Here is a 21,778-nt window from a genome sequence, read left to right as displayed (position 1 = left end):
GGCGTGGGACCGGGCGTGGGACCGGGCGTGGGACCGGGCGTGGGACCGGGCGTGGGACCGGGCGTGGGACCGGGCGTGGGACCGGGCGTGGGACCGGGTCCGGCGCCCGGGGCGCCGACCGCGACGGCGACGGCGACCCACGGGTCCCCTTCGTCGTCCGGCGGCCCGGGCCAGGCGGTGCCGAGCGGGTCGGCGTCGGCCGCTTCGCGGCGCGCGGCCTCCAGCCAGTCCGCCCCGTTCGCGGGCCCGGGGGCCTCGGGCGCCTCGGGGGCGGGCCAGGCGGTCACGGGAGCGGGGGGCCAAGCGGTCACGGCGGCCGGGGCGGCCGGGAGAGGGACGCGGCCGCGGGCGCGGCGGACGGTGGGGGTGGACTCCGCCTTGCGGCGGCGCGCGGCCCGGCGTTCGCCGCTGCGGGGCGCGGGGACGCCCGCCTCCGGTTCCTCCGGGGCCGGGGCGGCCGCCGGGGCCGCCGCCGGGGCCGCCCCGTCGGGCTGGTCCCGGACGGACCGGCGGCCCGGGCCACGGCGGTGGCTGCCCTGGGTATCGCTCACGACGCTCGCTCCACTGGTCCGGTCCCGTTGGTTCGGGCACGGCACCCTAGCGGAGCGTTCGTCACGCATCAAAGCCGAGGCACTACACAGCGTGTCGTCGCTGGGCGGCCGCGGGCGCCCGTCAGTAGTCGAACGCGCGTGCGGTATTGGCGGCCAGGGCGGTGGCCATCGCGTCCTCGCCGATGCCGCGGGCGGCGGCCATCGCACGGACGGTGAGCGGAATGAGGTACGGCGCGTTGGGCCGCCCGCGGTACGGCGCCGGGGTCAGGTACGGCGCGTCCGTCTCGACGAGCAGCAGCTCCGCCGGGGCCACCGCGACCGCTTCGCGCAGCTGCGCGGCGTTCTTGAAGGTGACCGTCCCCGCGAAGGACAGGTAGTACCCGGCGGCCGCGCACTCCCGGGCCATCTCCGCGTCGCCGGAGTAGCAGTGGAAGACGGTCCGCTCGGGCGCCCCCTCCTCCCGCAGGACGCGCAGCACGTCGGCGTGGGCCTCGCGGTCGTGGATGACCAGGGCCTTGCCGGTGCGCTTGGCGATCTCGATGTGGGCGCGGAAGGAGCGTTCCTGCGCGGCCACGCCCTCCGGTCCGGTGCGGAAGTAGTCCAGACCCGTTTCACCGACCGCCTTGACGTGGGCGAGGGCGGCCAGCGCCTCGATCTCGGCGAGGGCCTCGTCCAGGGCCGCCTCGCCGCCGCCGGGCCGGCCGCCCTGGCCGGGCCGTCCTCCCCCGGTCCCAGGGGGCTGGGAGGTGCTCCCCGGGTCCCCGTGGACGATGCGGGGAGCTTCGTTCGGGTGGAGGGCGACGGCCGCGTGGACGTTGTCGTAGGCGGCGGCGGTCTCGGCCGCCCAACGCGCACCCGACACGTCGCAGCCGACCTGGACGACGGTGGTCACGCCCACCGAGGCGGCCTTGCGCAGGGCCTCCTCGACGGTGCCGCTCTGCATGTCGAGATGGGTGTGGGAGTCCGCCACCGGCACCCGCAGGGGTTCGGGCAGCGGCGGCGGGGTGTCGCGGTCGGCGTCTTTGCGGCGGGGGCCGGAAGGGCTGGCACTCATACGGGCGATCTTATGACCGGCCGCGAGGACAGCGCCCCCGGCTCATGGCCGCACGGGGCCGCACCGGGCGCTCAGGGCCGCGGGGCCGGCTCGGGTCCCGCGGCTCAGACCGGCTCAGCCCCTGCGGATCCGGCGCCACAGGCGCCCCAGCAGCCCCTTGCCCCCTCCGGCGTCCCGCGCGTCGGGGTCGATCGCGACCGGTCCGGGTGCGTCGTGCAGCCGGGAGGCCTTGCGCGGCCGCGCCGCCTTCGGCGCCTTGGGGCGGCGCGGGGTGTCCGCCCCGGCCGGGACGGGACCGGCGATCCCGGGCGCGACCCGGTGGTGGTAGAGCTGGTCGAGCATGCCGAGTACCGAGGAGACCTGCCCCTCCCGCATGATCCGTACGACGTGGCCACCGCAGTTCAGGCAGGTGGGGTTCGACAGCGGGGAGGGGACCCGGTCGCCGCCCTTGACCGTGTAGACGATGAACGGGTGGCCGAGCCCGTCCACGTGGTGTTCTATCTCGTACGCCTGCTCCCAGCCGTACCCGCACTTCATGCACGCGAAGGCATAGGCCTCGCGCACGGTCCGTACGGCTGCGGTGGTCCTGACGGGCGCGACGGTCGGTGCGGTCGCGACCGGCGGGGCCGCGGGAACCGGGGTGTCTGCGATCTCACTCATGCCAGCTCCTCTTGTCCGCTGGTATTTCACTAGCCAGTGGACGCCTGTTCCGGCGGGAGCGCATCAGGCCCTGTCCAGTGTTGGACGGCCTTTGGGCCAAGCATGCCCAAAGCGCCCTGTGCGCGGTCTGAGCTTTGCTTTTCAGCCTAGCTCTTTACCGACCTGCGGCACCTTTTGTGCCGCATTCTTTGCCGCCACCACCGCGTCGAAGACCTCGCGCTTGGGTACGCCGACCTCGGCGGCGACCGCCGCGATGGCCTCCTTGCGCCGCTCCCCCGCCTCCTCCCTCACCCGCACCCTGCGCACCAGCTCCTCGGCGTCCACGTCGCCGGGCACCGGATCGGGCGCGCCCTCGACGACCACCGTGATTTCGCCACGTACGCCCTCGGCGGCCCACTCGGCGAGGGCGCCGAGACCGCCCCGCTTGACCTCCTCGTAGGTCTTGGTCAGCTCACGGCACACGGCGGCCCGCCGCTCGGGCCCGAAGACCTCGGCCATCGCGGCCAAGGTGTCGTCGAGGCGGTGCGGGGCCTCGAAGTAGACGAGCGTGCGGCGTTCCCCCTCGACCTCGCGCAGGCGGCTCAGGCGCTCGCCCGCCTTGCGCGGCAGGAACCCCTCGAAGCAGAACCGGTCCACCGGCAGCCCGGACATGGCGAGCGCGGTGAGGACGGCGGACGGGCCGGGCACGGCCGTCACCTTGATGTCCTTCTCCACGGCCGCGGCGACCAGCCGGTAGCCGGGGTCGGACACCGAGGGCATGCCCGCGTCGGTCACCAGCAGCACCCGGGATCCGGCGAGGAGGGCCTCGACCAGTTCGGGGGTGCGGGCGGACTCGTTGCCCTCGAAGTACGACAGGACCCGGCCCGTGGTGTGCACGCCGATCCCCTGGGTCAGGCGGCGCAGCCGCCGGGTGTCCTCGGCGGCGATCACGTCCGCCCGTTCCAGCTCGGTGGCGAGCCGGGGCGGCGCGTCCGCGAGGTCCCCGATCGGGGTCCCGGCGAGGACGAGCACACCCGCCGGGTCGGTGGTCGGGTGGGCGGCTTCGGTACCTCGGGGCTGCGCAGTGGTCACCCCCACATCCTCTCAGCCCCCCGCGGCCCCGCGGCCCGGCCACTCCTCTTGATCAGCCCGGTCGGCCCCCGGTACTGGGGTTCGCACAGCCCTGTTCCCTACGATGACCCGGTGACCAGTACCGCGACGCCGCAACCCAGCCCCGCGGGGGCCCCGCCCGCGCCGCCCGGCGACGGCGAGAACGAGCCGCCGACCTGGCTGCGCCGCCTGCGCGGCTTCGGCTACGTGCCGCCGGGCGGGGGGCCGCGGACCGATGTCCGCGCCCGGCTCGTGCCGCCGTACGCGCAGCCCTCGGTGACCCTGTGGACGGCGCTCGGCGTGCCCTCCTCGGCGACCGCGACGGTGCTGCGGGTGCTGGCGTGGGCCGGTCCGCTGCTGGTGGCGCTGGTCGCCGGGGTGCTGAGGTTCGTCCACCTCGCCAGCCCGAAGGCGGTGATATTCGACGAGACGTACTACGCGAAGGACGCCTGGGCCACGATCCAGCAGGGCTACGAGGCGAGTTGGCCCAAGGACATCGACAAGTCGATCCTGTCGAACCCCGACGGGGTGGTGCTGCCCACGGACCCGGGGTACGTCGTGCACCCGCCGGTCGGCAAGTGGGTGATCGGGCTCGGCGAGTGGATGTTCGGCTTCGACCCCTTCGGCTGGCGGTTCATGACCGCGCTGCTCGGCACCCTGTCGGTGCTGATGCTGTGCCGGATCGGGCGGCGGCTGTTCCGCTCCACCTTCCTCGGCTGCCTGGCGGGCGGCCTGATGGCGGTGGACGGCCTGCACCTGGTGATGAGCCGGACCGCGCTCCTCGACCTGGTGCTGATGTTCTTCGTGCTCGGCGCGTTCGGGGCGCTGCTGATCGACCGGGACAAGGCCCGGGCCAGACTCGCGGCGGCGCTGCCGGTGGACGCGGAGGGCCGCACCCGGCCCGACCCGGTGATCGCCGAGACGCTGCGGCTGGGCTGGCGCCCGTACCGGATCCTCGCCGGGATCTCGCTGGGCCTGGCCTTCGGCACCAAGTGGAACGGTCTGATCGTCCTCGCCTTCTTCGGCGTGCTGACCGTGCTGTGGGACGCCTCGGCGCGCCGGGTCGCGGGCGCGGGCACGCCGTACGCGGCGATGTTCCGCCGGGACGCGCTGCCCGGGTTCCTCTCCACCGTGCCGGTGGCGATCGCGGTGTACGTCGCCTCGTGGACGGGCTGGATCCTCAGCCCGGACAACGGCAAGGGCGGCTACTTCCGCGACTGGGCCGCCACGCAGGACCAGGGCAGCGCCTTGTCGTTCCTGCCGGAGTGGGTGCGGAGCCTGTGGCACTACGAGACGGAGGTCTACAAGTTCCACGTGGGACTGACCTCGGGGCACACCTACCAGTCGAACCCGTGGAGCTGGCTGGTCCTGGGCCGTCCCGTCTCCTACGACTACCAGTCCCCCGCGCCCGGCACCGACGGCTGCCCCGCGACGGAGGTGGGCAAGTGCGCCCGCGAGGTGCTGGCCCTGGGCACGCCGCTGCTGTGGTGGGCGGGCGTCTTCGCGCTCCTGTACGTGCTGTGGCGGTGGTTCTTCCGCCGCGACTGGCGGGCGGGCGCCATCGCGTGCGCACTGGCCGCGGGCCTGCTCCCCTGGTTCAACTACCAGGAGCGGACGATCTTCTACTTCTACGCCGTGGTCTTCATCCCGTACCTGTGTCTGGCGGTGGCCATGATGATCGGCGCGCTGCTGGGCCCGGCGGGATCATCGGAACGGCGGCGGGCGGTGGGGGCGATCGGGGCTGGGGTGCTGGTCCTGCTGATCGTGTGGAACTTCATCTACTTCTGGCCCATCTATACCGGCCAACCCATCCCCATGGACTCCTGGAGAGGCCGGATGTGGCTGGACACCTGGGTGTGAGCCCCTGAACATGTTCAGACAGATGTGGCTCCTGGGGAGGGGACTGTATGAACGGGGCAGCGAGGGGTGCCGTCGTCGGCGGGGTGTTCCTGACGATGGTGGGCGCGACCGGCTACGGGGTGTACGCGCTGGTGGGGGACGGTTCCGGCGGGGGCGGGACGCGGCCCGTGGCGGAGCAGCGGTCCGGGCCGCCGAGCGAGCGGGAGACGGCCCGGACCGCGAAGGAGTTCCTCGCGGCCTGGGCCGCCGGGGACGAACGGGCCGCGGCCGACCTGACGAACAACGCGGCGCTCGCGCAGTCGGCGGTGGGCGAGTTCAGGACCGCGGCGTACGTGTCGAAGGCCGTGATCACCCCCGGCACGCCGACCGGGGGCACCGTGCCCTTCACGGTGGCGGCGGACGTGACGTACGAGGGGGTCACCAAGCCCCTGACGTACGAGTCCAAGCTGACCGTGGTGCGCGGGGCGACCGGCGGGAAACCGCTGGTCGACTGGAAGAGCTCGATCCTGCACCCGCAGCTCCAGAGCGACGAGAAGCTGCGCGCGGGCGCGGCGCCGACCCCGCCGGTCAAGGCGGTGGACCGCGACGGGGCGGAGCTGACGGCGCAGAAGTACCCCTCGCTCAAGCCGGTCCTGGACCAGTTGCGCAAGACGTACGGGACGGCGGCGGGCGGCACCCCCGGTGTCGAGCTGTGGATCGAGCCCGCCGCGCGGGACGCTCCCCGGCGGGTGCTGCTGACGCTGTCGCAGGGCACGCCGGGCCTGCTGAAGACCGTGCTCGACGCCGATGTGCAGGCGGCGGCCGAGAAGGCGGTGGCGGCGTACCCCGAGTCCTCGGTGGTGGCCGTCCAGCCGAGCACCGGGCACATCCTGGCCGTGGCCAACCACCGCGCGGACGGCTTCGACGCGGCGATGCGGGGCACCCGGGCGCCGGGCTCCACGATGAAGATCGTGACGGCGTCGATGCTGATCAACCGGGGGGTGGTGAGCGCGGACAAGGCGGTGGACTGCCCGAAGACGGTGTCGGGGGGCGGGCGTTCCTTCCACAACCTGGAGAACATGGAACTGAAGGGCGCGAGCTTCGCGACGGACTTCGCCAGGTCCTGCAACACGGCGTTCATCGGCCAGATGAAGGCGGTCGGCGACGAGTCCGCGATGGCGGCCGAGGCGCGGGGGGTCTTCGGGCTGGGGCTGGAGTGGAGCACGGGTGTGCCGTCCTTCGACGGTGACGTCCCGGCGGCGTCGGGGCCGGAGGCGGCGGCGGAGTACATCGGCCAGGGCCGGATCCGCACCAGCCCGCTGAACATCGCCTCCGTCACGGCGACGGCGAAGACGGGGGTGTTCCGCCAGCCAGTGATCATCGAGGCGGGGCAGGGGGCGCGGGTGCTGGCGCGGGCGGAGCGGCAGATGAAGCCGGGCACCTCGCGGCAGCTCGTCCAGATGATGCGGCAGACCGCGACCAGCGGTACGGCGGCCGAGGTGATGGCCTCGGTCGGCGGGGACAAGGGGGCGAAGACGGGCTCGGCGGAGGTCGACGGCGCGGGCAGCCCGGACAGCTGGTTCACGGGCTTCAGCGGCGACGTGGCGGCCGCCGCCATGGTCCAGGCCGGTGGCCACGGCGTCGACGCGGCGGGCCCCCTGGTAGCCCAGATCCTGACCGCCTCCTGACCCCACCGAACCCGGGCGGGGCCCGAAACCCAGCCCCGCCGGGCCCCGGCGGAGCCCGGCGGCGCCCCCGGACGCCGGGCAGGCTGAAACGGCCCGCCCCGGCGGGATCAGAGGGTGGTGCGCAGGGCCCGGATCAAGGACTGGGCTCGGGGGTCCGCCGTGACCGACGGGGTCAGGGCGTTGGTGACGTACCCGAAGGCCACCCCGGCCTCGGGGTCCGCGAAGGCCAGGGACCCCCCGCGCCCAGGATGTCCGTACGACGCCGGGGACAGCATCGGGGACGCCGCCCCGTGCAGCATGTACCCGGGCCCGAAGCGGGTGTTCACGACCAGCACCCGGTCCGGCCCGGCCGACAGCTCCCGCCCGGCCAGGGCGGTGGTCGCGGGGCTGAACAGCCGCCGCCCGCCCCCCGCCGTTCCCCCGAAGGTGGCCGCGTAGAACCGGGCCAGCGCCCGCGCGGTGCCGATCCCCGCGGAGGCGGCCAGCTCGGCGGCCCGGTACCCGGGGCCGTTCTCGTCCGGCAGCGGAGTGATCGCCGCGAACGCCCGCCGCGTGAGGGAGCCCGGATCGGCGTAGGCCTCGGACACGTTCCGCTTGGGCCGGACCCTGAGCCCCGCACCCCCCGCCGGCTCTGGTGGCTCCACCGCAGCCACCTGCCCCACCCGGCCCGCGCGGGCCTCCGCTTCCGGCAGTCCGATCCAGAAGTCCAGCCCCAGCGGCCCGGTGACCTCCTCGGCCAGCCACCGCCCCAGCGAGGCCCCGGTGACCCGCAGGACCAGCTCGCCCAGCAGCCAGCTGTAGGTCTGCGCGTGGTAGCCGTGCGCGCTCCCCGGCTCCCAGAAGGCACGCTGTCCGGCGACCGCCCGCGCGCCGGACACCCCGTCGGCGGCCTGCTCCGGGGTCAGCGGCCGGTCCAGCGCCGGTACCCCGGCCCGGTGCGCGAGCAGGTCCCGGACCAGGGCCCCTTCCTTGCCGCCCGCCTTGAACTCGGGCCAGTACGCGGCCACCGGAGCGTCCAGGTCGAGCAGCCCGCGCTGGTGGAGCAGCAGCGGCACCGCCGCGGCGACGCCCTTGGTGGCGGACCGGACGATCTGCGCGGTGTCCGCCGCCCAGGGCGCGGAGCCCTCGGCGTCCCGGGCGCCGCCCCACAGGTCGACGACCTTGCGGCCGTCTCGGTAGACGGCGACGGCCGCGCCCCGGTCCCCGAGCACCTCGAAGTTCCGTACGAACGCGTCCCGGACGGGCTCGTAGCCCTCCGCCACCTCACCCTGAATGTTCACGAGCGGTCCAACGCACGCCGGTCCGCGCTTATGCCGATCCGTGGTGGTGCCAATCGGTGCTCAGGCCACGGACACCGAGCGCGGGTCGAAGCCGAAGGGCAGCTCCAGCCGGTGCGCCCGCATCAGCTCCTCGTCGCACAAGAGGTCCTGGGTGCGCCCGTCGGCGGCGATGACCCCGTCGCTGAGGATCACGGACCGGGAGCAGAGTTCGAGGGCGTACGGCAGATCGTGGGTGACCATCAGCACGGTGACGTCCAGCGAGCGCAGTACGTCCGCCAGCTCGCGCCGCGAGGCCGGGTCCAGGTTGGAGGAGGGTTCGTCGAGGACGAGGATCTCCGGCTCCATGGCCAGTACGGTCGCCACGGCCACCCGACGGCGCTGCCCGAAGGAGAGGTGGTGCGGGGGCCGGTCGGCGAAGTCCGCCATGCCGACCCGCTCCAGCGCCTCCCGCACCCGGTTCTCCAGCGCGGCGCCGCGCAGTCCGGCGGCGGCCGGGCCGAAGGCGACGTCCTCGCGGACGGTCGGCATGAAGAGCTGGTCGTCGGGGTCCTGGAAGACGATGCCGACCCGGCGCCGGATCTCGGCGTAGTGCCGCTTCTCGACGGGCAGCCCGGCGACGGTGACGGAGCCGACCCCGCCGGTCAGGATGCCGTTGAGGTGCAGGACGAGGGTGGTCTTGCCCGCGCCGTTGGGGCCGAGCAGGGCGACGCGTTCGCCGCGCGCGACGGTCAGGTCGACGCCGAAGAGGGCCTGGTGGCCGTCGGGGTAGGCGTAGGCGAGTCCGGAGACTTCCAGGGAGGGCGCGTGGGCGGGGGCGGTAGCGGTCACAGGGTCCATCCCATCAGACAGACGGCGAGGGCCGTCACCGGGAGCACGGCCGCGTACGCCCACTGGGTGCGGGTCGCGGCCACCTCGTCGATCACCGGCATGGAACCGGTGTATCCGCGGCTGACCATCGCCAGGTACACGCGTTCGCCGCGCTCGTAGGAGCGGATGAAGAGCGCGCCCGCCGTCTTGGCGAGCACCCCCCAGTGCCGGACGCCGCTGGCCTCGAAGCCGCGCGAGCGGCGGGCGATGCTCATGCGGCGCAGCTCGTCGCTGATCACATCGCCGTAGCGGATCATGAAAGAGGCGATCTGGACGAGCAGGGGCGGCAGCTTGAGCCGTTGCAGGCCCAGCAGCAGCGCCCGCAGTTCGGTGGTGGAGGCGAGCAGCACGGAGACGGCGACACCGAGGGTGCCCTTGGCGAGTACGTTCCACGCTCCCCACAGGCCCGAGACGCTGAGGGACATGCCGAGTACGTCGACCCGCTCGCCCTGGGCCACGAAGGGCATGAGGACGGCGAACGCGACGAAGGGGACCTCGATCAGCATCCGCTTGAGCAGGAAGCCGGCCGGGATCCGGGCGGCCGCGGCCACGGTCGCGAGCAGCACGGCGTAGAGGGCGAAGGCCCACACCGCCTCGCGCGGGGTGGAGACGACGATCACCACGAAGCAGAACGCGGCGGCGAGCTTGCAGTGCGGGGGCAGCGCGTGGACGGAGGTGTGCCCGTGCCGGAACAGCTTGTGGGCGTGGCCCGCGCCCATGTCAGAGCGCCGCGCTGGCGGTGGCGGCCGTACGGTCGTCCGTGCGGCGGCGGCGGACCGCCCAGAAGATCCCCGAGCCGACCGCGATGGTCGCGCCGACGCCGATGACCCCGGCCAGGCCGCCGGAGAGGCGGGCGTCGGTGATGTCCTTGACGCCGTAGTCGGCGAGCGGGGAGTCGGCGGCGGCGTGCGGCGTGGCCCGCTGGTCGATGCCCTGGTCGGCGGCGACCTTCTCCAGGCCGTCGGGGCTGGCGGAGGCGTAGAAGGAGACGAAACCGGCCAGCAGCAGGGCGGTGACCAGGCCGGCGGCCCACATCGTGCGGGTGGAGCGGGCGGCGAGCGGGACGGCGGCCGGGGCTGCGGCGGGCGCGGCGGCGGGCGCGTCGATCAGCTTGCCGTCGACGCGCAGCTTGAGCGGGGTGGCGAGCCCGCGCGCGCCGTGGACCAGGTCGGGGCGGACCGCGAGTACGGCGCCCACGGTGAGGGCGGTGATCACGGCCTCGCCGATGCCGATGAGGACGTGGACGCCGACCATCGCGGTGAGGACCTTGCCGAGGGGGACGTCGGTGGTCCCGCCGAGGGCGTAGAGCAGGGTGAACATGCAGGCGGCGGCGGGCACCGAGAGCAGCGCGCCGGTGAAGGCGGCGGCGGTGACGGAGCGGCGGGTGTCCGGGAGGACCTTGAGCAGGCCGCGGAAGAGGGCGTAGGCGACGACCACGGTGACCACGGCCATGTTCATGACGTTGACGCCGAGTGCGGTCAGCCCGCCGTCGGCGAACAGCAGGCCCTGCATGAGCAGGACGACGGAGACGCAGAGCACCCCGGTGTAGGGGCCGACGAGGATCGCGGCGAGCGCTCCGCCCAGGAGGTGGCCGCTGGTACCGGCGGCGACCGGGAAGTTGAGCATCTGGACGGAGAAGATGAAGGCGGCGACGAGTCCGGCGAGCGGCGCGGTCCGCTCGTCCAGCTCCCGGCGGGCGCCGCGCAGGCTGACGGCCACCGCGCCCGCGGCGGCCACTCCGGCGGCCATCGAGACGGGGGCGTTGATGAAGCCGTCGGGCACATGCATGGGCGTTGCTCCGCTTCCTGCGGGGGAACCGGCGGACCGGCCGGACTAACACGGTGTTTGACCGTTTAAGAATAATGCTCAGTTGCGAATGCTTGGCAAGAGCGTCCACAGCACGGAAAGCGCCTCGCACGTTCGTCGGAATATGCGATTCTGGGGGTGATACGGACGCATATGTTCCGATTACGAGGAGACCGGTCGATGTCAGCCCCCGCCGAGAATCCCCCCGCGACCGCGGTCGCCACCGCCGTCGAGGAACGGGTCACCGCCCGCGTGATCAGCGACGATCCCCTCTACCGCAAGATCCCGGTCAACCTGCGCTTCGCCCCCGACGAACCCCTGGCCGTACGGATCGTCTTCCCCGCGGACCTCTCCCCCGAGGGCACCGACAACGAGTGGGTCTTCCCCCGCGCCCTGCTGGAGGCGGGCCTCCAGGCCCCGACCGGGACCGGTGACGTCCGCGTGTGGCCCTGCGGACGGGTGCAGGCGGTCGTGGAGTTCCACTCGCCCGAGGGCGTGGCCGTAATCCAGTTCGACATCGCGGCGCTGCGCCGCTTCCTGCGCCGTACGAACGCCGCCCTCACCCGTCAGGCGTAGCCGGGCGGGCACGGAAAAGCCCGGCCCCGCACCCGTGATCGGGGTGCGGGGCCGGGCTTTCGCGTGCCTGCGCTCAGACCTTGACCAGCTCGCGGTCGGCGTCCGGGCCCTGCGCGGCGGCGGACCCGGCGAGGTGCTTGCGCAGGCTCTCACCCTCCACGTCCACGTTGGGCAGGAGCCGGTCCAGCCAGCCCGGCAGCCACCAGGCCTTGTGGCCGAGCAGGGCCAGTACCGCCGGAACGATGGCCATGCGGACCACGAACGCGTCGAAGAACACCGCGATCGCGAGGCCGAAGCCGATCATCTTGATCATCTGCTCGCTGGCCCCGATGAAGCCGGAGAACACCGCGATCATGATGACGGCGGCGGCCACGACGACCCGCGCGCTGTACTGGAAGCCGGTCACGACGGCCTGTCCCGGGCGCTCGCCGTGGACGTACGCCTCACGCATGCGGGTGACCAGGAAGACCTCGTAGTCCATGGCGAGGCCGAAGACCACGCCCACCATGAAGATCGGCATCATCGACATGATCGGACCGGTCTGCTCCACCCCGAAGAGCGAGCCGAGCCAGCCCCACTGGAAGACCGCGACGACCGCGCCCAGGGCCGCGACGACCGAGAGCAGGAAGCCGAGGGCCGCCTTGAGCGGGACCAGGACCGAGCGGAAGACCAGCATCAGCAGCAGGAAGGCGAGCCCGACGACGAGTGCCAGGTACGGCAGCAGCGCGTCGTTCATCTTCTGCGAGAAGTCGATGTTCATCGCGGTCGCGCCGGTGACGAAGACGTCGTCGCCGCTGCCGGCGCGGATCTCGTGGACCAGGTCCTCGGTCTGCGCGGAGGACGGGCGGTCCTTGGGGACCACCGTGATCACGGCGGCGTCCCCGGCCTTGTTGAGCGTCGGCGGCATGACCGCGACGACCCCGTCCAGCTTCTTGATCCGCTCGACCGTGGCGTCCGCTAGGGTCCTGCCGCCGTCCACCACGACCATCAGCGGGCCGTTGAAGCCCGGGCCGAAGCCCTCGGAGAGCAGGTCGTACGCCTGGCGCTGGGTGGTGGAGACCGGCTGGGCGCCGTCGTCCGGCAGGCCCATCTCCAGCTTGCTCGCCGGGATCGCGATCACGCCGAGGCCGATCACACCGGCCAGCAGGACCATGACCGGGCGGCGCAGCACGAAGCGGGCCCAGCGGGTGCCGCCGTTCGGCTTGGCTTCCTTGCCCTCCGCCGGGGCCGGGCGCCCCTTGCCGAAGAGCTTGCTCTTCGTACCGGCGGGCAGCACCTTCTTGCCCGCGAAGCCGAGGATGGCCGGGACCAGGGTCAGGGCCACGAAGACCGCGATGACCACGGTGCCCGCGGCGGCGAAGCCCATCTTGGTGAGCATCGGGATGTTGACGACGGCCAGGCCGACGAGGGCGATGACCACGGTCAGACCGGCGAAGACGACTGCGGAGCCCGCGGTTCCGACGGCCCGTCCGGCTGCCTCGTCCCGCTCCTGGCCCTCGGCGAGTTCCGCCCGGTAGCGGGAGACGATGAAGAGCGCGTAGTCGATGCCGACCGCGAGGCCGATCATCATCGCGAGGGTGGAGGTGGTGGAGCCGAGGTCGAGCACGTTGGCGAGCGCGGTGATCGAGGAGACGCCGATGCCCACGCCGATCAGCGCGGTCAGCAGCGGCAGCCCGGCCGCGATCAGCGAGCCGAAGGTGACGACCAGGACGATCGCCGCGATGGCGATGCCGATGATCTCGCCGGAACCCGTCTCGGGCGCCGTCATCAGCGCGTCGCCGCCGATCTCGACGGTCAGCCCGCGCGCCTGGGCCTCCTTGCCGGAGCCCTTCAGCGCGTCACGGGTCTGGTCGGTCAGCTCCATGCCGCTGACCTTGTACTTGTTGCTGATGTAGGCGGTGGAGCCGTTCTCGCTGACGGCCTTGGCCTCGTACGGGTCGGTGACCGAGGCGATCTGGTCGCGGCCGGGGCCGCTCCTCAGATCGGAGACGATCTTCTGGACCTCGGTCTTGATGCCGGGGTCGGTGACCTTCTGGCCCGCCGGGGCCTTGATCACGATGCGGGCGGTGGCGCCGTCGGCGGCCATGCCCGGGAAGCGCTGGTCGAGGAGGTCGAAGGCCTTCTGGGCCTCCGTACCGGGTATCGAGAAGGATCCGGAGGTGGGCGCGGAGGCGGAGGCCGCGCCGAAGCCGGCCAGGAACAGCAGCGCCACCCAGACGGGGGCGACGAAGCGGCGGCGCCGGAAGGCGCCCCGGCCGAGCCGGTAGAGGAAGGTGGCCACGTCGGCGGTTCTCCCGTTCAGGTCGTGGGATGGATCCGGGATGGATCAGGGCGTGATGAGCCGGCCCGACGACGAGAGCGGCGTGTCAGGAGCAGCAGGACAGGGGTGGAACGGGTCGGAACCGGTGACTCAGACGCCGAGGGCGGGGAAGACCACGGCATCGATGAAGTCGGCGAGGAAGGCCCGGTCCACCGACCGGTCCTCGATCAGCGGGAGCGCGATGAACGCCCCGATGAGCATGTGGGGTACGAAGTCGAGCGCCGGACAGCCAGGGGCGATCTCGCCCCGGTCCACCGCCCGCTGGAGCATCACCTGGAGCCCGTTCAGCTCCGGGTCGACCAGCAGGTCGCGCAGCGCCTTGTGGAGTTCGGGGCTCTCGTGGACGGCGTGGGCCAGACCCCGCATCAGCGCGGTGTCCTTGGCCATCTGGGCGTCGTCGGAGTTCTCGACCATGATCGCGAAATCCCCGCGCAGGCTGCCCGTGTCGATGTCCCGCAGCGAAACCGGCTGGGTACACCGCAGGGCCTTGGCGACCAGCTCCGGCTTGCTCCCCCACTGGCGGTAGAGGGTGGCCTTGCTGGACTTGGTGCGGGCGGCGACCGCGTCCATCGTGAGCGCCTCGTAGCCGACCTCGCGCAGCAGGTCCAGGACCGCCCCGTGGAGTTCGGCTTCCCGCTCGGGGGTGATCCGGCTGCGTCGCGACGACAGGACCTCTTCGGCCATCTCCACGTCCCTCCCACCGGTTGCGGCCCGAGCGGCCGTGTCGCGTGCGGTCGTACGGCTCGTACGACGCGTTCGGCCCGTACGACGTGTGCGACTCGTACGACCAGTACTCCACCGAAGATACCCGGACGGCTAGCGAAACGAAACCGTTCCGTTTCGTTTGTGGCAGTGGCGTGCGTCACGCGCGGATCACGCGCGGATCACGTGTACGAGTTGCCAGCCCCCCCTCGGCACGGAAACCATTGGGGGGTGAGTCACGACGTCGCGTACCTCCGGTTCCCGCACCTGCACGACGACATGCTGTGTTTCGCCACTGAGGACGATCTTTGGGTGGCGCCCTTGGTTCCTCCTGGAGGCCCGGTGGGCCGGGCCTGGCGGATCACCGTCGACCGGACCCGGGTCGGCCATCCCCGCTTCTCCCCGGACGGCCGCCACATCGCCTTCACCACCTGGCGCAGCCTCGACCCCGAGATCCACCTCGCCCCCGTCGAGGGGGGTCCGGCCCGGCGGCTGACCCACTGGGGTTCCACCGACACCCGGGTCTGCGGCTGGACCCCGCCCGACAAGGACGGCCGCAGCGACATCCTGGCCGTCTCCTCGCACGGCCAGCCCTTCTCCTACTTCTCCTGGGCCTACAGCCTGCCCACCGACGGCAGCCCCGGCGGGCGCCTGCCCTGGGGGACGGTCTCCGACATCGCCGTCCACGAGGAAGGGGCCGCCGGCGAGGGCGGCTCCGGCGAGCGGCGGACCCTGCTGCTGACCGGCAAGCCCCCGCACGAGCCCGCCGCCTGGAAGCGCTACCGCGGCGGCGCCACCGGCCGGCTGTGGCTGCACGGCGAGCGGCTGCTGGAGGGCATCGAGGGCCACCTCGACTCCCCGATGTTCGTGGACGGCCGGATCGCGTTCCTCTCCGACCACGAGGGCATCGGCAACCTGTACTCCTGCCTGCCCGACGGCACCGGCCTGCGCCGCCACACCGACCACGCGGAGTTCTACGCCCGCCACGCGTCCAGCGACGGGACCCGCGTCGTCTACCAGTGCGCGGGCGACCTGTGGCTCGTCGACTCCCTCGCGCCCGGCGCGGTCCCGCGCAAGCTGGAGGTGCGCCTGGGCGGGCCGCGCGCGGGACGGCGTACGTACCAGGTCCCGGCGGCCAGTCACGTGGACTCCCTCTCCGTGGACGCCACCGGGCGGGCCAGCGCGGTCGTGGTGCGCGGCAGTCTGTACTGGCTCACCCACCGCGACGGGCCCGCGCGGACCATCGCCGACACCCCGGGCGTGCGGGTGCGGCTGCCGGAGATGCTGGGCAGCGGCGGCCAGGTCGCCTACGTGACGGACGCGGAGGGCGAGGACGCGGTGGAGATCGCCTACCTGCCGCGGGCCAGCGGGGAGCGCGAGCCGCGAAGGCTGGCCTCGGGCGGACTGGGGCGCGTACTGGAGCTGCTCGCGGACCCGGACGGGGAGCGGCTCGCGATCGCCTCCAACGACGGGCGGCTGCTGCTGATCGACGCCGCCGAGGAGTCCGACGGTGAGGTGACCGAGCTGATCAGGTCCGTCAACGGGCCGGTGACCGACCTCGCGTTCTCGCCCGACGGATGCTGGCTGACCTGGTCGCACCCGGGGATCGGCCGTTCACTGCGGCAGATCAAGATGGCGCGGATCTCCGGACCGGGCGGGCGGACGATCGTCGACGTCACCAACGGCCGCTTCGAGGACGAGAACCCGGTGTTCACCCGGGACGGGCGCTATCTGGCGTTCCTGTCGTGGCGCGGGTTCGACCCGGTCTACGACGTGCACACCGGGGACCTGTCCTTCCCGCTGGGCTGCCGCCCCTATCTGGTGCCGCTGTCCTCGGCGACCCCCTCGCCCTTCGCGTTCTCGGCGGACGGGCGCCCGGCGGCGGGCGGGCTCGACCCGGTGGAGGGTGACTCCGAGAGCGGTGACGGCGCGGTGATGGTCGAGGTGGAAGGCTTGGAGAGCCGGGTCACGCCCTTTCCGGTGACCGCTTCCAAGTACTCCGCCCTGTACCCGGTGAGCGGTGGCGGGCTGGTGTGGCTGCGCTGGCCCATCTCCGGCGCGCTCGGCGAGACCTTCGCCAACCCGGCCGACACCAGCGGGAAACCGACGCTGGAGTACTTCGACATCACCAAGGCGCGCAAGACCGAACTGGCCTCCGGGCTGGACTGGTTCGCGGTCAGCGGCGACGGGACCCGCCTCGTCGTCAACGACGACGGGGAGCTGCGCGCCGTACCGGCGACCGAGTCGGGTGACAGCGACTCGACCGTCTACCTCGACCTGCGGCGGATCCTGCACGAGGTGGATCCGGCGGCCGAGTGGCGCCAGGCCTTCGAGGAGGCCGGGCGGATCATCCGCGCCTACTTCTGGGAACCGAAGATGTGCGGGATCGACTGGAACGGGATCCTGCGCCAGTACCGCTCCCTGGTCGAACGGGTCGCGTCCCCCGACGAGTTCGCCGACCTGATGCGCGAGGTGCTGGGCGAGCTGGGGACCTCGCACGCCTACGTCTCCTCCGCCCGCCGCAACGAGGGCCCGCCGCACTACCAGCGGGCGATCGGGCTGCTCGGCGCCAACCTCGTGTGCCGCGACGGCGCCTGGGTGATCGCCCGGATCCTGCCCGGCGACTCCTCCGACTCCAAGGCGCGTTCGCCGCTGGCCGGTACCGGGATCCGCGAGGGCGCCGTGCTCACCCACGTGGACGGGCGGCCCGTGGATCCGGTCACCGGGCCCTACCCGCTGCTGGCGGCGGCGGGCGGGACCACGGTGGAGCTGACCGTCCAGCCCGCCGAGGGCGAGGGCCGGGCCCGCCGGGTGGCGGTCGTACCGCTCATCGACGAACGGCCCCTGCGCTACCAGGACTGGGTGGCCAAGCGGCGTGCGGTGGTCCGCGAGCTAAGCGGCGGCAAGTGCGGGTACCTGCACATCCCCGACATGGGCGGCTCCGGCTGGGCCCAGTTCAACCGGGACCTGCGCCTGGAGGTCTCGCGGCCCGCCCTGCTCGTCGACGTGCGCGGCAACGCGGGCGGGCACATCAGCGAGCTGGTGGTGGAGAAGCTGACCCGGTCGATCCTGGGCTGGGACCTGCCCCGCAACGCCCAGCCGGTCTCGTACGCCTCCAACGCGCCGCGCGGTCCGATCGTGGCGCTCGCCGACGAGGCGACCTCCTCGGACGGGGACATGATCACCGCGGCCTTCAAGCTGCTGGGCCTGGGCCCGGTGGTCGGCCAGCGCACCTGGGGCGGGGTGGTCGGGATGACAGGCCGGCACACCCTGGGGGACGGCACGGTGATCACGGTGCCGATGAACGCGGCGTGGTTCCCGGAGTACGGCTGGTCGGTGGAGAACCACGGCGTCGAGCCGGACCTGGCGATGCTGCGCACCCCGCTGGACTGGGCGGAGGGCCGGCACGCGCAGCTCGACGACGCGGTGCACCTGGCGCTGGAACTGCTGGAACAGGACCCGGCGGCGGTACCGCCCGGCTACGCGGACGTACCGGACCGGCGCCGTCCGAAGCTGCCACCCCGGAACTGAGCGGAAACCTGACCGAAATGCGAGGTATATACGGTCGTGGAATTCTAGGCGCATGGGTATCAGAGAGCAGTTCCAGGACAAGGCGAAGGAATTGGCGGCACGAGCCGAGGCGGCCGCGCGGGGCCAGCGGGACGCGGCCCCCGAGCGTCCGTCACAGGCCGGTGACCAGGTGAAAGAGCGGGCTCGCGACACCTTCGACGAGCCGTTCGCGAAGTAGCGGAGCGGGTGCGCGACCCAGCAGCCGAGCAGCGGAGCGGCGGAGCAGCGAGGGGCGCGATCCGTGCCGTTCCACGGATCACGCCCCTTTCGTGCGCCCGCCCCCGGTCAGGGGCGCCGGGTGCGCTCCTGCTCGTCGGCGGCCCCGCCCGCGCCCACGAGCCCCTTGGACACCCCGGCCAGCCGCGGCTCGAACCGCTTCATCTCGCGCTGCCCGACCGCCGCGATCATCCCCGGCAGGTAGCCGCGCACGCCCTGCATGCCGCGCAGCCACCACTGCGCGTACACGTGCGCGGAGCGCCGCTCGATCCCGGCGACGATCCGGTCCACGGCGGGCCCGAGCGGGTACGTACGGTTCGACGGCCACGGCAGCCGCTGGCGCAGCTCCCGCATGACCTCGTCCTGGTCGGCCCCGCGCACCATGTCGGTGTCGGTCCAGGACAGGTAGCCGACGCCGACCTTGACGCCCTTGTAGCCGACCTCGGCACGCAGGCAGTGCGCGAAGGCCTCGACCCCGGACTTGGAGGCGCAGTACGCCGTCATCATCGGCGCCGGGGTGATCGCGGCGAGCGAGGCGATCTGCAGGAAGTAGCCGCGGCTCTCCATCAGGACGGGCAGGAACGCGCGGGCGGTGACGGCCCCGCCGATCAGGTTGACCTCGATCACCCGGCGCCAGGCGTCGGGGTCGGAGTCGCCGAAGGGCCCGCCCGAGGCGACCCCGGCGTTGGCGACGACGATGTCCACCTTCCCGAAGCGCTCCTTGACCTCCTGGGCGACCCGGGCCATGGCCTCGTGGTCGGTGACGTCGGCGTACCAGTGGTCGCTGTCGGTGTGCAGCCGCTCGGAGACCTCCTTGAGGGCCTCCGGCTCCAGGCCCACCAAGGCGACCTTGGCTCCGCGCGCCGACAGCTTGCGGGCGAGCAGTTCGCCGACGCCGCGGGCGGCGCCGGTCACCACGGCGACCTGGCCTTCCAGACTCTTGTGCTCGCTCACGCCGTCTTCTCCTTCGTGGGCACGGTGGGGTCGGCCGCCGGGGTGCCGGTCGGCCCGAGGTGGCGCGCGGCGAGTTCCCGCAGGACACCGGTGACGGCCTCGGGGGCCTCGATCGGGGTCATGTGGCCCACGCCGGTCAGTTCGGTGAGCCCGACGCAGTTCGGCAGGGCGGCGGCGAGCCCGCGGGCGTGCGCCACCGGGGTGAGCCGGTCGGCCGTGCCGCCGATGACGGCGGTGGGCACGGTGAGCAGGGCGAGCCGGTCGTCCAGGTCGAGCCCGGCCAGCACCTTGGACCACGCGCGCCGCACCGGGGTGGGGCACGCGTGCACGATACGGGCGCAGGCGTCGACCCGGTCGGGGGCCGAACCCGGGGCCATCGTGGCGTACTTGAGCACCATCCGCGCCACCGGCGTGACCGGTCCCAGGGGGGCGCGCGAGCCGAGGACCGCGCCGGTCATCCGGGTCCGGACGCGCCCGGCGCGCAGGGGCAGCACCAGCGCCTGCGCGACCAGCCCCGAGCTGCCGGTGCTGCACAGCAGCGCGGCGGCGACCCGCTCGTCGAAGCCGGGGCGCCCGGCGGCGGCCATCACCGTCATCCCGCCCATGGAGTGCCCGGCGACCACCGCGCGTTCCCCGGGGGCGAGGGTGGCGTCCATGACCGCGATCAGGTCGTCGGCGAGGGCCTCGGTGCTGTGCGCCCGGGCGGCCGGGCTGCGGCCGTGGCCCCGCTGGTCGTAGGCGATCACCCGGTGGGTGGCGGCCAGGTCCCGGATCTGGGCGGCCCAGAAGAGGGTGGAGCAGGTCCAGCCGTGGGCCAGGACCACCGCGGGGGCGCCGTCCTCGCCGTGCACCTCCACGTGCAGCCGGGAGCCGTCGGCGGAGACGGCCTCCAGCGTGCGCCCGGCGTTCACGCGGCACCGTCCGCGGCGCCCGCGGGCACGCTCTCGGCGTCGGACGCCGCTGCCGCGCCGGCCGGGACGTCCGCCCGGACCGCCGCGGGCGCGGGGAGCCGCCCCGGCCGCCCGTCCCGGCCGCGCACGACCTCGTACTCGGCGAGGTCCACCCCCCGGGTCTCGCGCCGGAACTCCGCGGTCGTCCCGGGCCACACCGTGGTGTTGCGGCCGTTCGCGTCGAGGTACCAGCTGGTGCAGCCGCCGGTGTTCCACACGGTGCGCTTCATCCGTTCCTGCACGCGCCGGTTCCAGGCCTGCACGGCGGAGGGGCGCGCGGCGAGCGCGGCGCGCCCGCCGAGTACGCCGAGCTGGCGGACGTAATCGGCCATGTAGTTCAGCTGCGACTCGATCATCAGGATCATCGAGCTGTTCCCGAGCCCGGTGTTGGGCCCGATGATCGTCATCCAGTTCGGGAAGCCCGCCGCGGTGGCCCCGCGCAGCGACCGCATCCCGTCCTTCCACTCGTCCGCGAGCGTGCGGCCCTCGGCGCCGACCACCCGGTCCGCGATCGGCATGTCCGTGACGTGGAAGCCCGTACCGAAGACGATGGCGTCCACCTCGGTCTCCGTGCCGTCGGCCGCGACCAGCACCGAACCGCGGATCTCCTTCAGCCCGGAGGCCACGAGGTCCACGTTGGGCCGGGCGAGCGCCGGGTAGTACTCGCTCGACAGCAGGATCCGCTTGCAGCCGATCCGGTACGAGGGCGTCAGCTTGGCCCGCAGCTGCGGGTCCTTGATCGAGCGGGCCATGTTGGCCTTGGCCAGGGATTCGATCAGGCCGAGCCGGTTCGGGTGCTTGGTGAAGGCGCCGACCTGGAGTTCCCGGATCCCCCACAGCAGGCCGCGGCGCGCGGCGCGGGTGAAGGGCAGCTGGCGGTGCAGCCAGCGCTCGCCCGCGCTGATGGCGCGGTCGGTGCGGGGCATCACCCACGGCGGGGTGCGCTGGAAGAGGGTCAGCCGCTCCACGTCGGGGGCGATCGCGGGCACGATCTGGATCGCCGAGGCGCCCGTGCCGATCATGGCGACGCGCTTGCCGCGCACGTCGTAGTCGTGGTCCCAGCGCGCCGAGTGGAAGACCTTGCCGGGGAACTCGGCGAGCCCCGGGATCTCCGGCATCCTGGGATCGGAGAGCGGCCCGGTCGCGGAGACGACGACGTCGGCGGTGAAGGAGCCCCGCGAGGTCTCGATCTCCCAGCGCAGCTCGTCCGCGTCCCAGCGCATCAGCTCGACTTCGGTGTTCAGCCGCAGGTGCGGGCGCAGCCCGAAGGTGTCGGCGACGTGCTCCAGGTAGGCGCGGATGTGCGGCTGCCCGGAGAACGTGCGCGGCCAGTCGGGATTGGGCGCGAAGGAGAAGGAATAGAGGTGCGAGGGCACGTCGCACGCGCACCCCGGGTAGTTGTTGTCGCGCCAGGTCCCGCCCACCGAGTCCGCGCGCTCCAGGACGACGAAGTCCGTGATCCCCTCGCGCCGCAGCCGTACGGCGGCGCCGAGCCCGCCGAACCCGGACCCGACCACCGCCACCCGTACGTGCTCACGCTCATCCGCGCGTCCACCCATGCCCGCCGCCTCCGCTTCCGCTTCCGCTTCATTCACAGCCTGCACCCCGCAATCGCGCCAGCAATCACTGGCACGGTTGGAGCGTAGAGCAGCTCCG

General features: G+C 73.1%; 17 protein-coding genes. 5 read left to right on the top strand and 12 right to left on the bottom strand.

Going from position 1 to position 21,778, the window contains the following annotated elements:
* Nucleotides 1–672: 672 nt before the first annotated feature.
* From QMF80_RS06960 to rsmI, 3 genes are all read right to left on the bottom strand, one after another.
* Nucleotides 673–1,605, bottom strand: a complete 933-nt coding sequence (locus QMF80_RS06960) for a TatD family hydrolase (protein ID WP_283450538.1) — start codon at nt 1,603–1,605, stop codon at nt 673–675.
* 114 nt (nt 1,606–1,719) lie between these two features.
* On the bottom strand, nt 1,720–2,265 hold the full coding sequence (locus tag QMF80_RS06955) for a hypothetical protein (RefSeq protein WP_502962785.1): 546 nt from the start codon (nt 2,263–2,265) through the stop codon (nt 1,720–1,722).
* Nucleotides 2,266–2,406: 141 nt separating this feature from the next.
* Entirely contained in the window at nt 2,407–3,336 is a 930-nt protein-coding gene (rsmI, locus tag QMF80_RS06950; protein WP_502962784.1) for a 16S rRNA (cytidine(1402)-2'-O)-methyltransferase, read from the bottom strand.
* Nucleotides 3,337–3,447: 111 nt separating this feature from the next.
* Here rsmI and QMF80_RS06945 point away from each other — a divergent pair, with 111 nt between their 5' ends.
* Nucleotides 3,448–5,214: a dolichyl-phosphate-mannose--protein mannosyltransferase gene (locus tag QMF80_RS06945; protein ID WP_283450536.1), complete on the top strand. Its 1,767-nt coding sequence runs from the start codon at nt 3,448–3,450 to the stop codon at nt 5,212–5,214.
* A 47-nt stretch (nt 5,215–5,261) separates the two neighbouring features.
* Nucleotides 5,262–6,881 carry a penicillin-binding transpeptidase domain-containing protein gene (locus QMF80_RS06940; RefSeq protein ID WP_283450534.1) on the top strand — a complete coding sequence of 540 codons (1,620 nt, stop codon included), beginning with the start codon at nt 5,262–5,264 and terminating at the stop codon, nt 6,879–6,881.
* 107 nt (nt 6,882–6,988) lie between these two features.
* Here QMF80_RS06940 and QMF80_RS06935 read toward each other — a convergent pair whose 3' ends face one another.
* The 4 genes from QMF80_RS06935 to QMF80_RS06920 are packed head-to-tail and all read right to left on the bottom strand — an operon-like array spanning nt 6,989 to nt 10,816.
* Nucleotides 6,989–8,161 (bottom strand): serine hydrolase domain-containing protein, encoded by a 1,173-nt coding sequence (locus QMF80_RS06935; RefSeq protein ID WP_283450532.1) that lies wholly within the window; start codon nt 8,159–8,161, stop codon nt 6,989–6,991.
* A 60-nt stretch (nt 8,162–8,221) separates the two neighbouring features.
* Nucleotides 8,222–8,998 (bottom strand): energy-coupling factor ABC transporter ATP-binding protein, encoded by a 777-nt coding sequence (locus tag QMF80_RS06930; RefSeq protein WP_283450530.1) that lies wholly within the window; start codon nt 8,996–8,998, stop codon nt 8,222–8,224.
* Nucleotides 8,986–9,747: a cobalt ECF transporter T component CbiQ gene (cbiQ, locus tag QMF80_RS06925; protein WP_283450528.1), complete on the bottom strand. Its 762-nt coding sequence runs from the start codon at nt 9,745–9,747 to the stop codon at nt 8,986–8,988. The genes QMF80_RS06930 and cbiQ overlap by 13 nt, the downstream gene beginning before the upstream one ends.
* Nucleotide 9,748: 1 nt before the next feature.
* Entirely contained in the window at nt 9,749–10,816 is a 1,068-nt protein-coding gene (locus QMF80_RS06920; RefSeq protein ID WP_283450526.1) for an energy-coupling factor ABC transporter permease, read from the bottom strand.
* A 198-nt stretch (nt 10,817–11,014) separates the two neighbouring features.
* On the opposite strand from QMF80_RS06920, the gene QMF80_RS06915 reads away from it, so the two are divergent.
* Nucleotides 11,015–11,410, top strand: coding sequence for an SsgA family sporulation/cell division regulator (locus QMF80_RS06915; RefSeq protein ID WP_283450525.1), 396 nt, complete (start codon nt 11,015–11,017; stop codon nt 11,408–11,410).
* Nucleotides 11,411–11,483: 73 nt separating this feature from the next.
* Here the strand turns inward: QMF80_RS06915 and QMF80_RS06910 are convergent, their stop codons facing one another.
* Complete coding sequence (locus QMF80_RS06910; RefSeq protein WP_283450523.1) at nt 11,484–13,691, bottom strand: MMPL family transporter; 2,208 nt, start codon at nt 13,689–13,691, stop codon at nt 11,484–11,486.
* Nucleotides 13,692–13,820: 129 nt separating this feature from the next.
* The gene (locus tag QMF80_RS06905; protein ID WP_283450521.1) at nt 13,821–14,414 is read right to left on the bottom strand and encodes a TetR/AcrR family transcriptional regulator; all 594 of its coding nucleotides are present in this window, start codon (nt 14,412–14,414) and stop codon (nt 13,821–13,823) included.
* Between the two features lie 249 nt (nt 14,415–14,663).
* On the opposite strand from QMF80_RS06905, the gene QMF80_RS06900 reads away from it, so the two are divergent.
* The gene (locus tag QMF80_RS06900) at nt 14,664–17,963 is read left to right on the top strand and encodes a S41 family peptidase (protein ID WP_283450520.1); all 3,300 of its coding nucleotides are present in this window, start codon (nt 14,664–14,666) and stop codon (nt 17,961–17,963) included.
* A gap of 52 nt (nt 17,964–18,015) precedes the next feature.
* Nucleotides 18,016–18,180 (top strand): hypothetical protein, encoded by a 165-nt coding sequence (locus QMF80_RS06895; RefSeq protein WP_283450519.1) that lies wholly within the window; start codon nt 18,016–18,018, stop codon nt 18,178–18,180.
* A 107-nt stretch (nt 18,181–18,287) separates the two neighbouring features.
* Here the strand turns inward: QMF80_RS06895 and QMF80_RS06890 are convergent, their stop codons facing one another.
* The 3 genes from QMF80_RS06890 to QMF80_RS06880 are packed head-to-tail and all read right to left on the bottom strand — an operon-like array spanning nt 18,288 to nt 21,681.
* Nucleotides 18,288–19,172: an SDR family oxidoreductase gene (locus QMF80_RS06890; protein ID WP_283450518.1), complete on the bottom strand. Its 885-nt coding sequence runs from the start codon at nt 19,170–19,172 to the stop codon at nt 18,288–18,290.
* The gene (locus tag QMF80_RS06885; RefSeq protein WP_283450516.1) at nt 19,169–20,083 is read right to left on the bottom strand and encodes an alpha/beta fold hydrolase; all 915 of its coding nucleotides are present in this window, start codon (nt 20,081–20,083) and stop codon (nt 19,169–19,171) included. The genes QMF80_RS06890 and QMF80_RS06885 overlap by 4 nt, the downstream gene beginning before the upstream one ends.
* Nucleotides 20,080–21,681, bottom strand: a complete 1,602-nt coding sequence (locus QMF80_RS06880) for a flavin-containing monooxygenase (RefSeq protein WP_283450782.1) — start codon at nt 21,679–21,681, stop codon at nt 20,080–20,082. The genes QMF80_RS06885 and QMF80_RS06880 overlap by 4 nt, the downstream gene beginning before the upstream one ends.
* Between the last annotated feature and the right edge of the window lie 97 nt (nt 21,682–21,778).

This window comes from Streptomyces sp. G-G2, assembly GCF_030063135.1.
Lineage (GTDB): Bacteria > Actinomycetota > Actinomycetes > Streptomycetales > Streptomycetaceae > Streptomyces.
The sequence above is the reverse complement of the archived record's forward strand: the minus strand, read 5'-3'. Positions and strand labels throughout refer to the sequence as shown.

What these genes read in the sequence shown, in the direction of transcription:
- QMF80_RS06960 (WP_283450538.1), bottom strand. Translation starts at nt 1,605, where the DNA reads ATGAGTGCCAGCCCTTCCGGCCCCCGCCGCAAAGACGCCGACCGCGAC.
- QMF80_RS06955 (WP_502962785.1), bottom strand. Translation starts at nt 2,265, where the DNA reads ATGAGTGAGATCGCAGACACCCCGGTTCCCGCGGCCCCGCCGGTCGCG.
- QMF80_RS06940 (WP_283450534.1), top strand. Translation starts at nt 5,262, where the DNA reads ATGAACGGGGCAGCGAGGGGTGCCGTCGTCGGCGGGGTGTTCCTGACG.
- QMF80_RS06930 (WP_283450530.1), bottom strand. Translation starts at nt 8,998, where the DNA reads ATGGACCCTGTGACCGCTACCGCCCCCGCCCACGCGCCCTCCCTGGAA.
- cbiQ (WP_283450528.1), bottom strand. Translation starts at nt 9,747, where the DNA reads ATGGGCGCGGGCCACGCCCACAAGCTGTTCCGGCACGGGCACACCTCC.
- QMF80_RS06920 (WP_283450526.1), bottom strand. Translation starts at nt 10,816, where the DNA reads ATGCATGTGCCCGACGGCTTCATCAACGCCCCCGTCTCGATGGCCGCC.
- QMF80_RS06915 (WP_283450525.1), top strand. Translation starts at nt 11,015, where the DNA reads ATGTCAGCCCCCGCCGAGAATCCCCCCGCGACCGCGGTCGCCACCGCC.
- QMF80_RS06905 (WP_283450521.1), bottom strand. Translation starts at nt 14,414, where the DNA reads ATGGCCGAAGAGGTCCTGTCGTCGCGACGCAGCCGGATCACCCCCGAG.
- QMF80_RS06895 (WP_283450519.1), top strand. Translation starts at nt 18,016, where the DNA reads ATGGGTATCAGAGAGCAGTTCCAGGACAAGGCGAAGGAATTGGCGGCA.
- QMF80_RS06880 (WP_283450782.1), bottom strand. Translation starts at nt 21,681, where the DNA reads ATGGGTGGACGCGCGGATGAGCGTGAGCACGTACGGGTGGCGGTGGTC.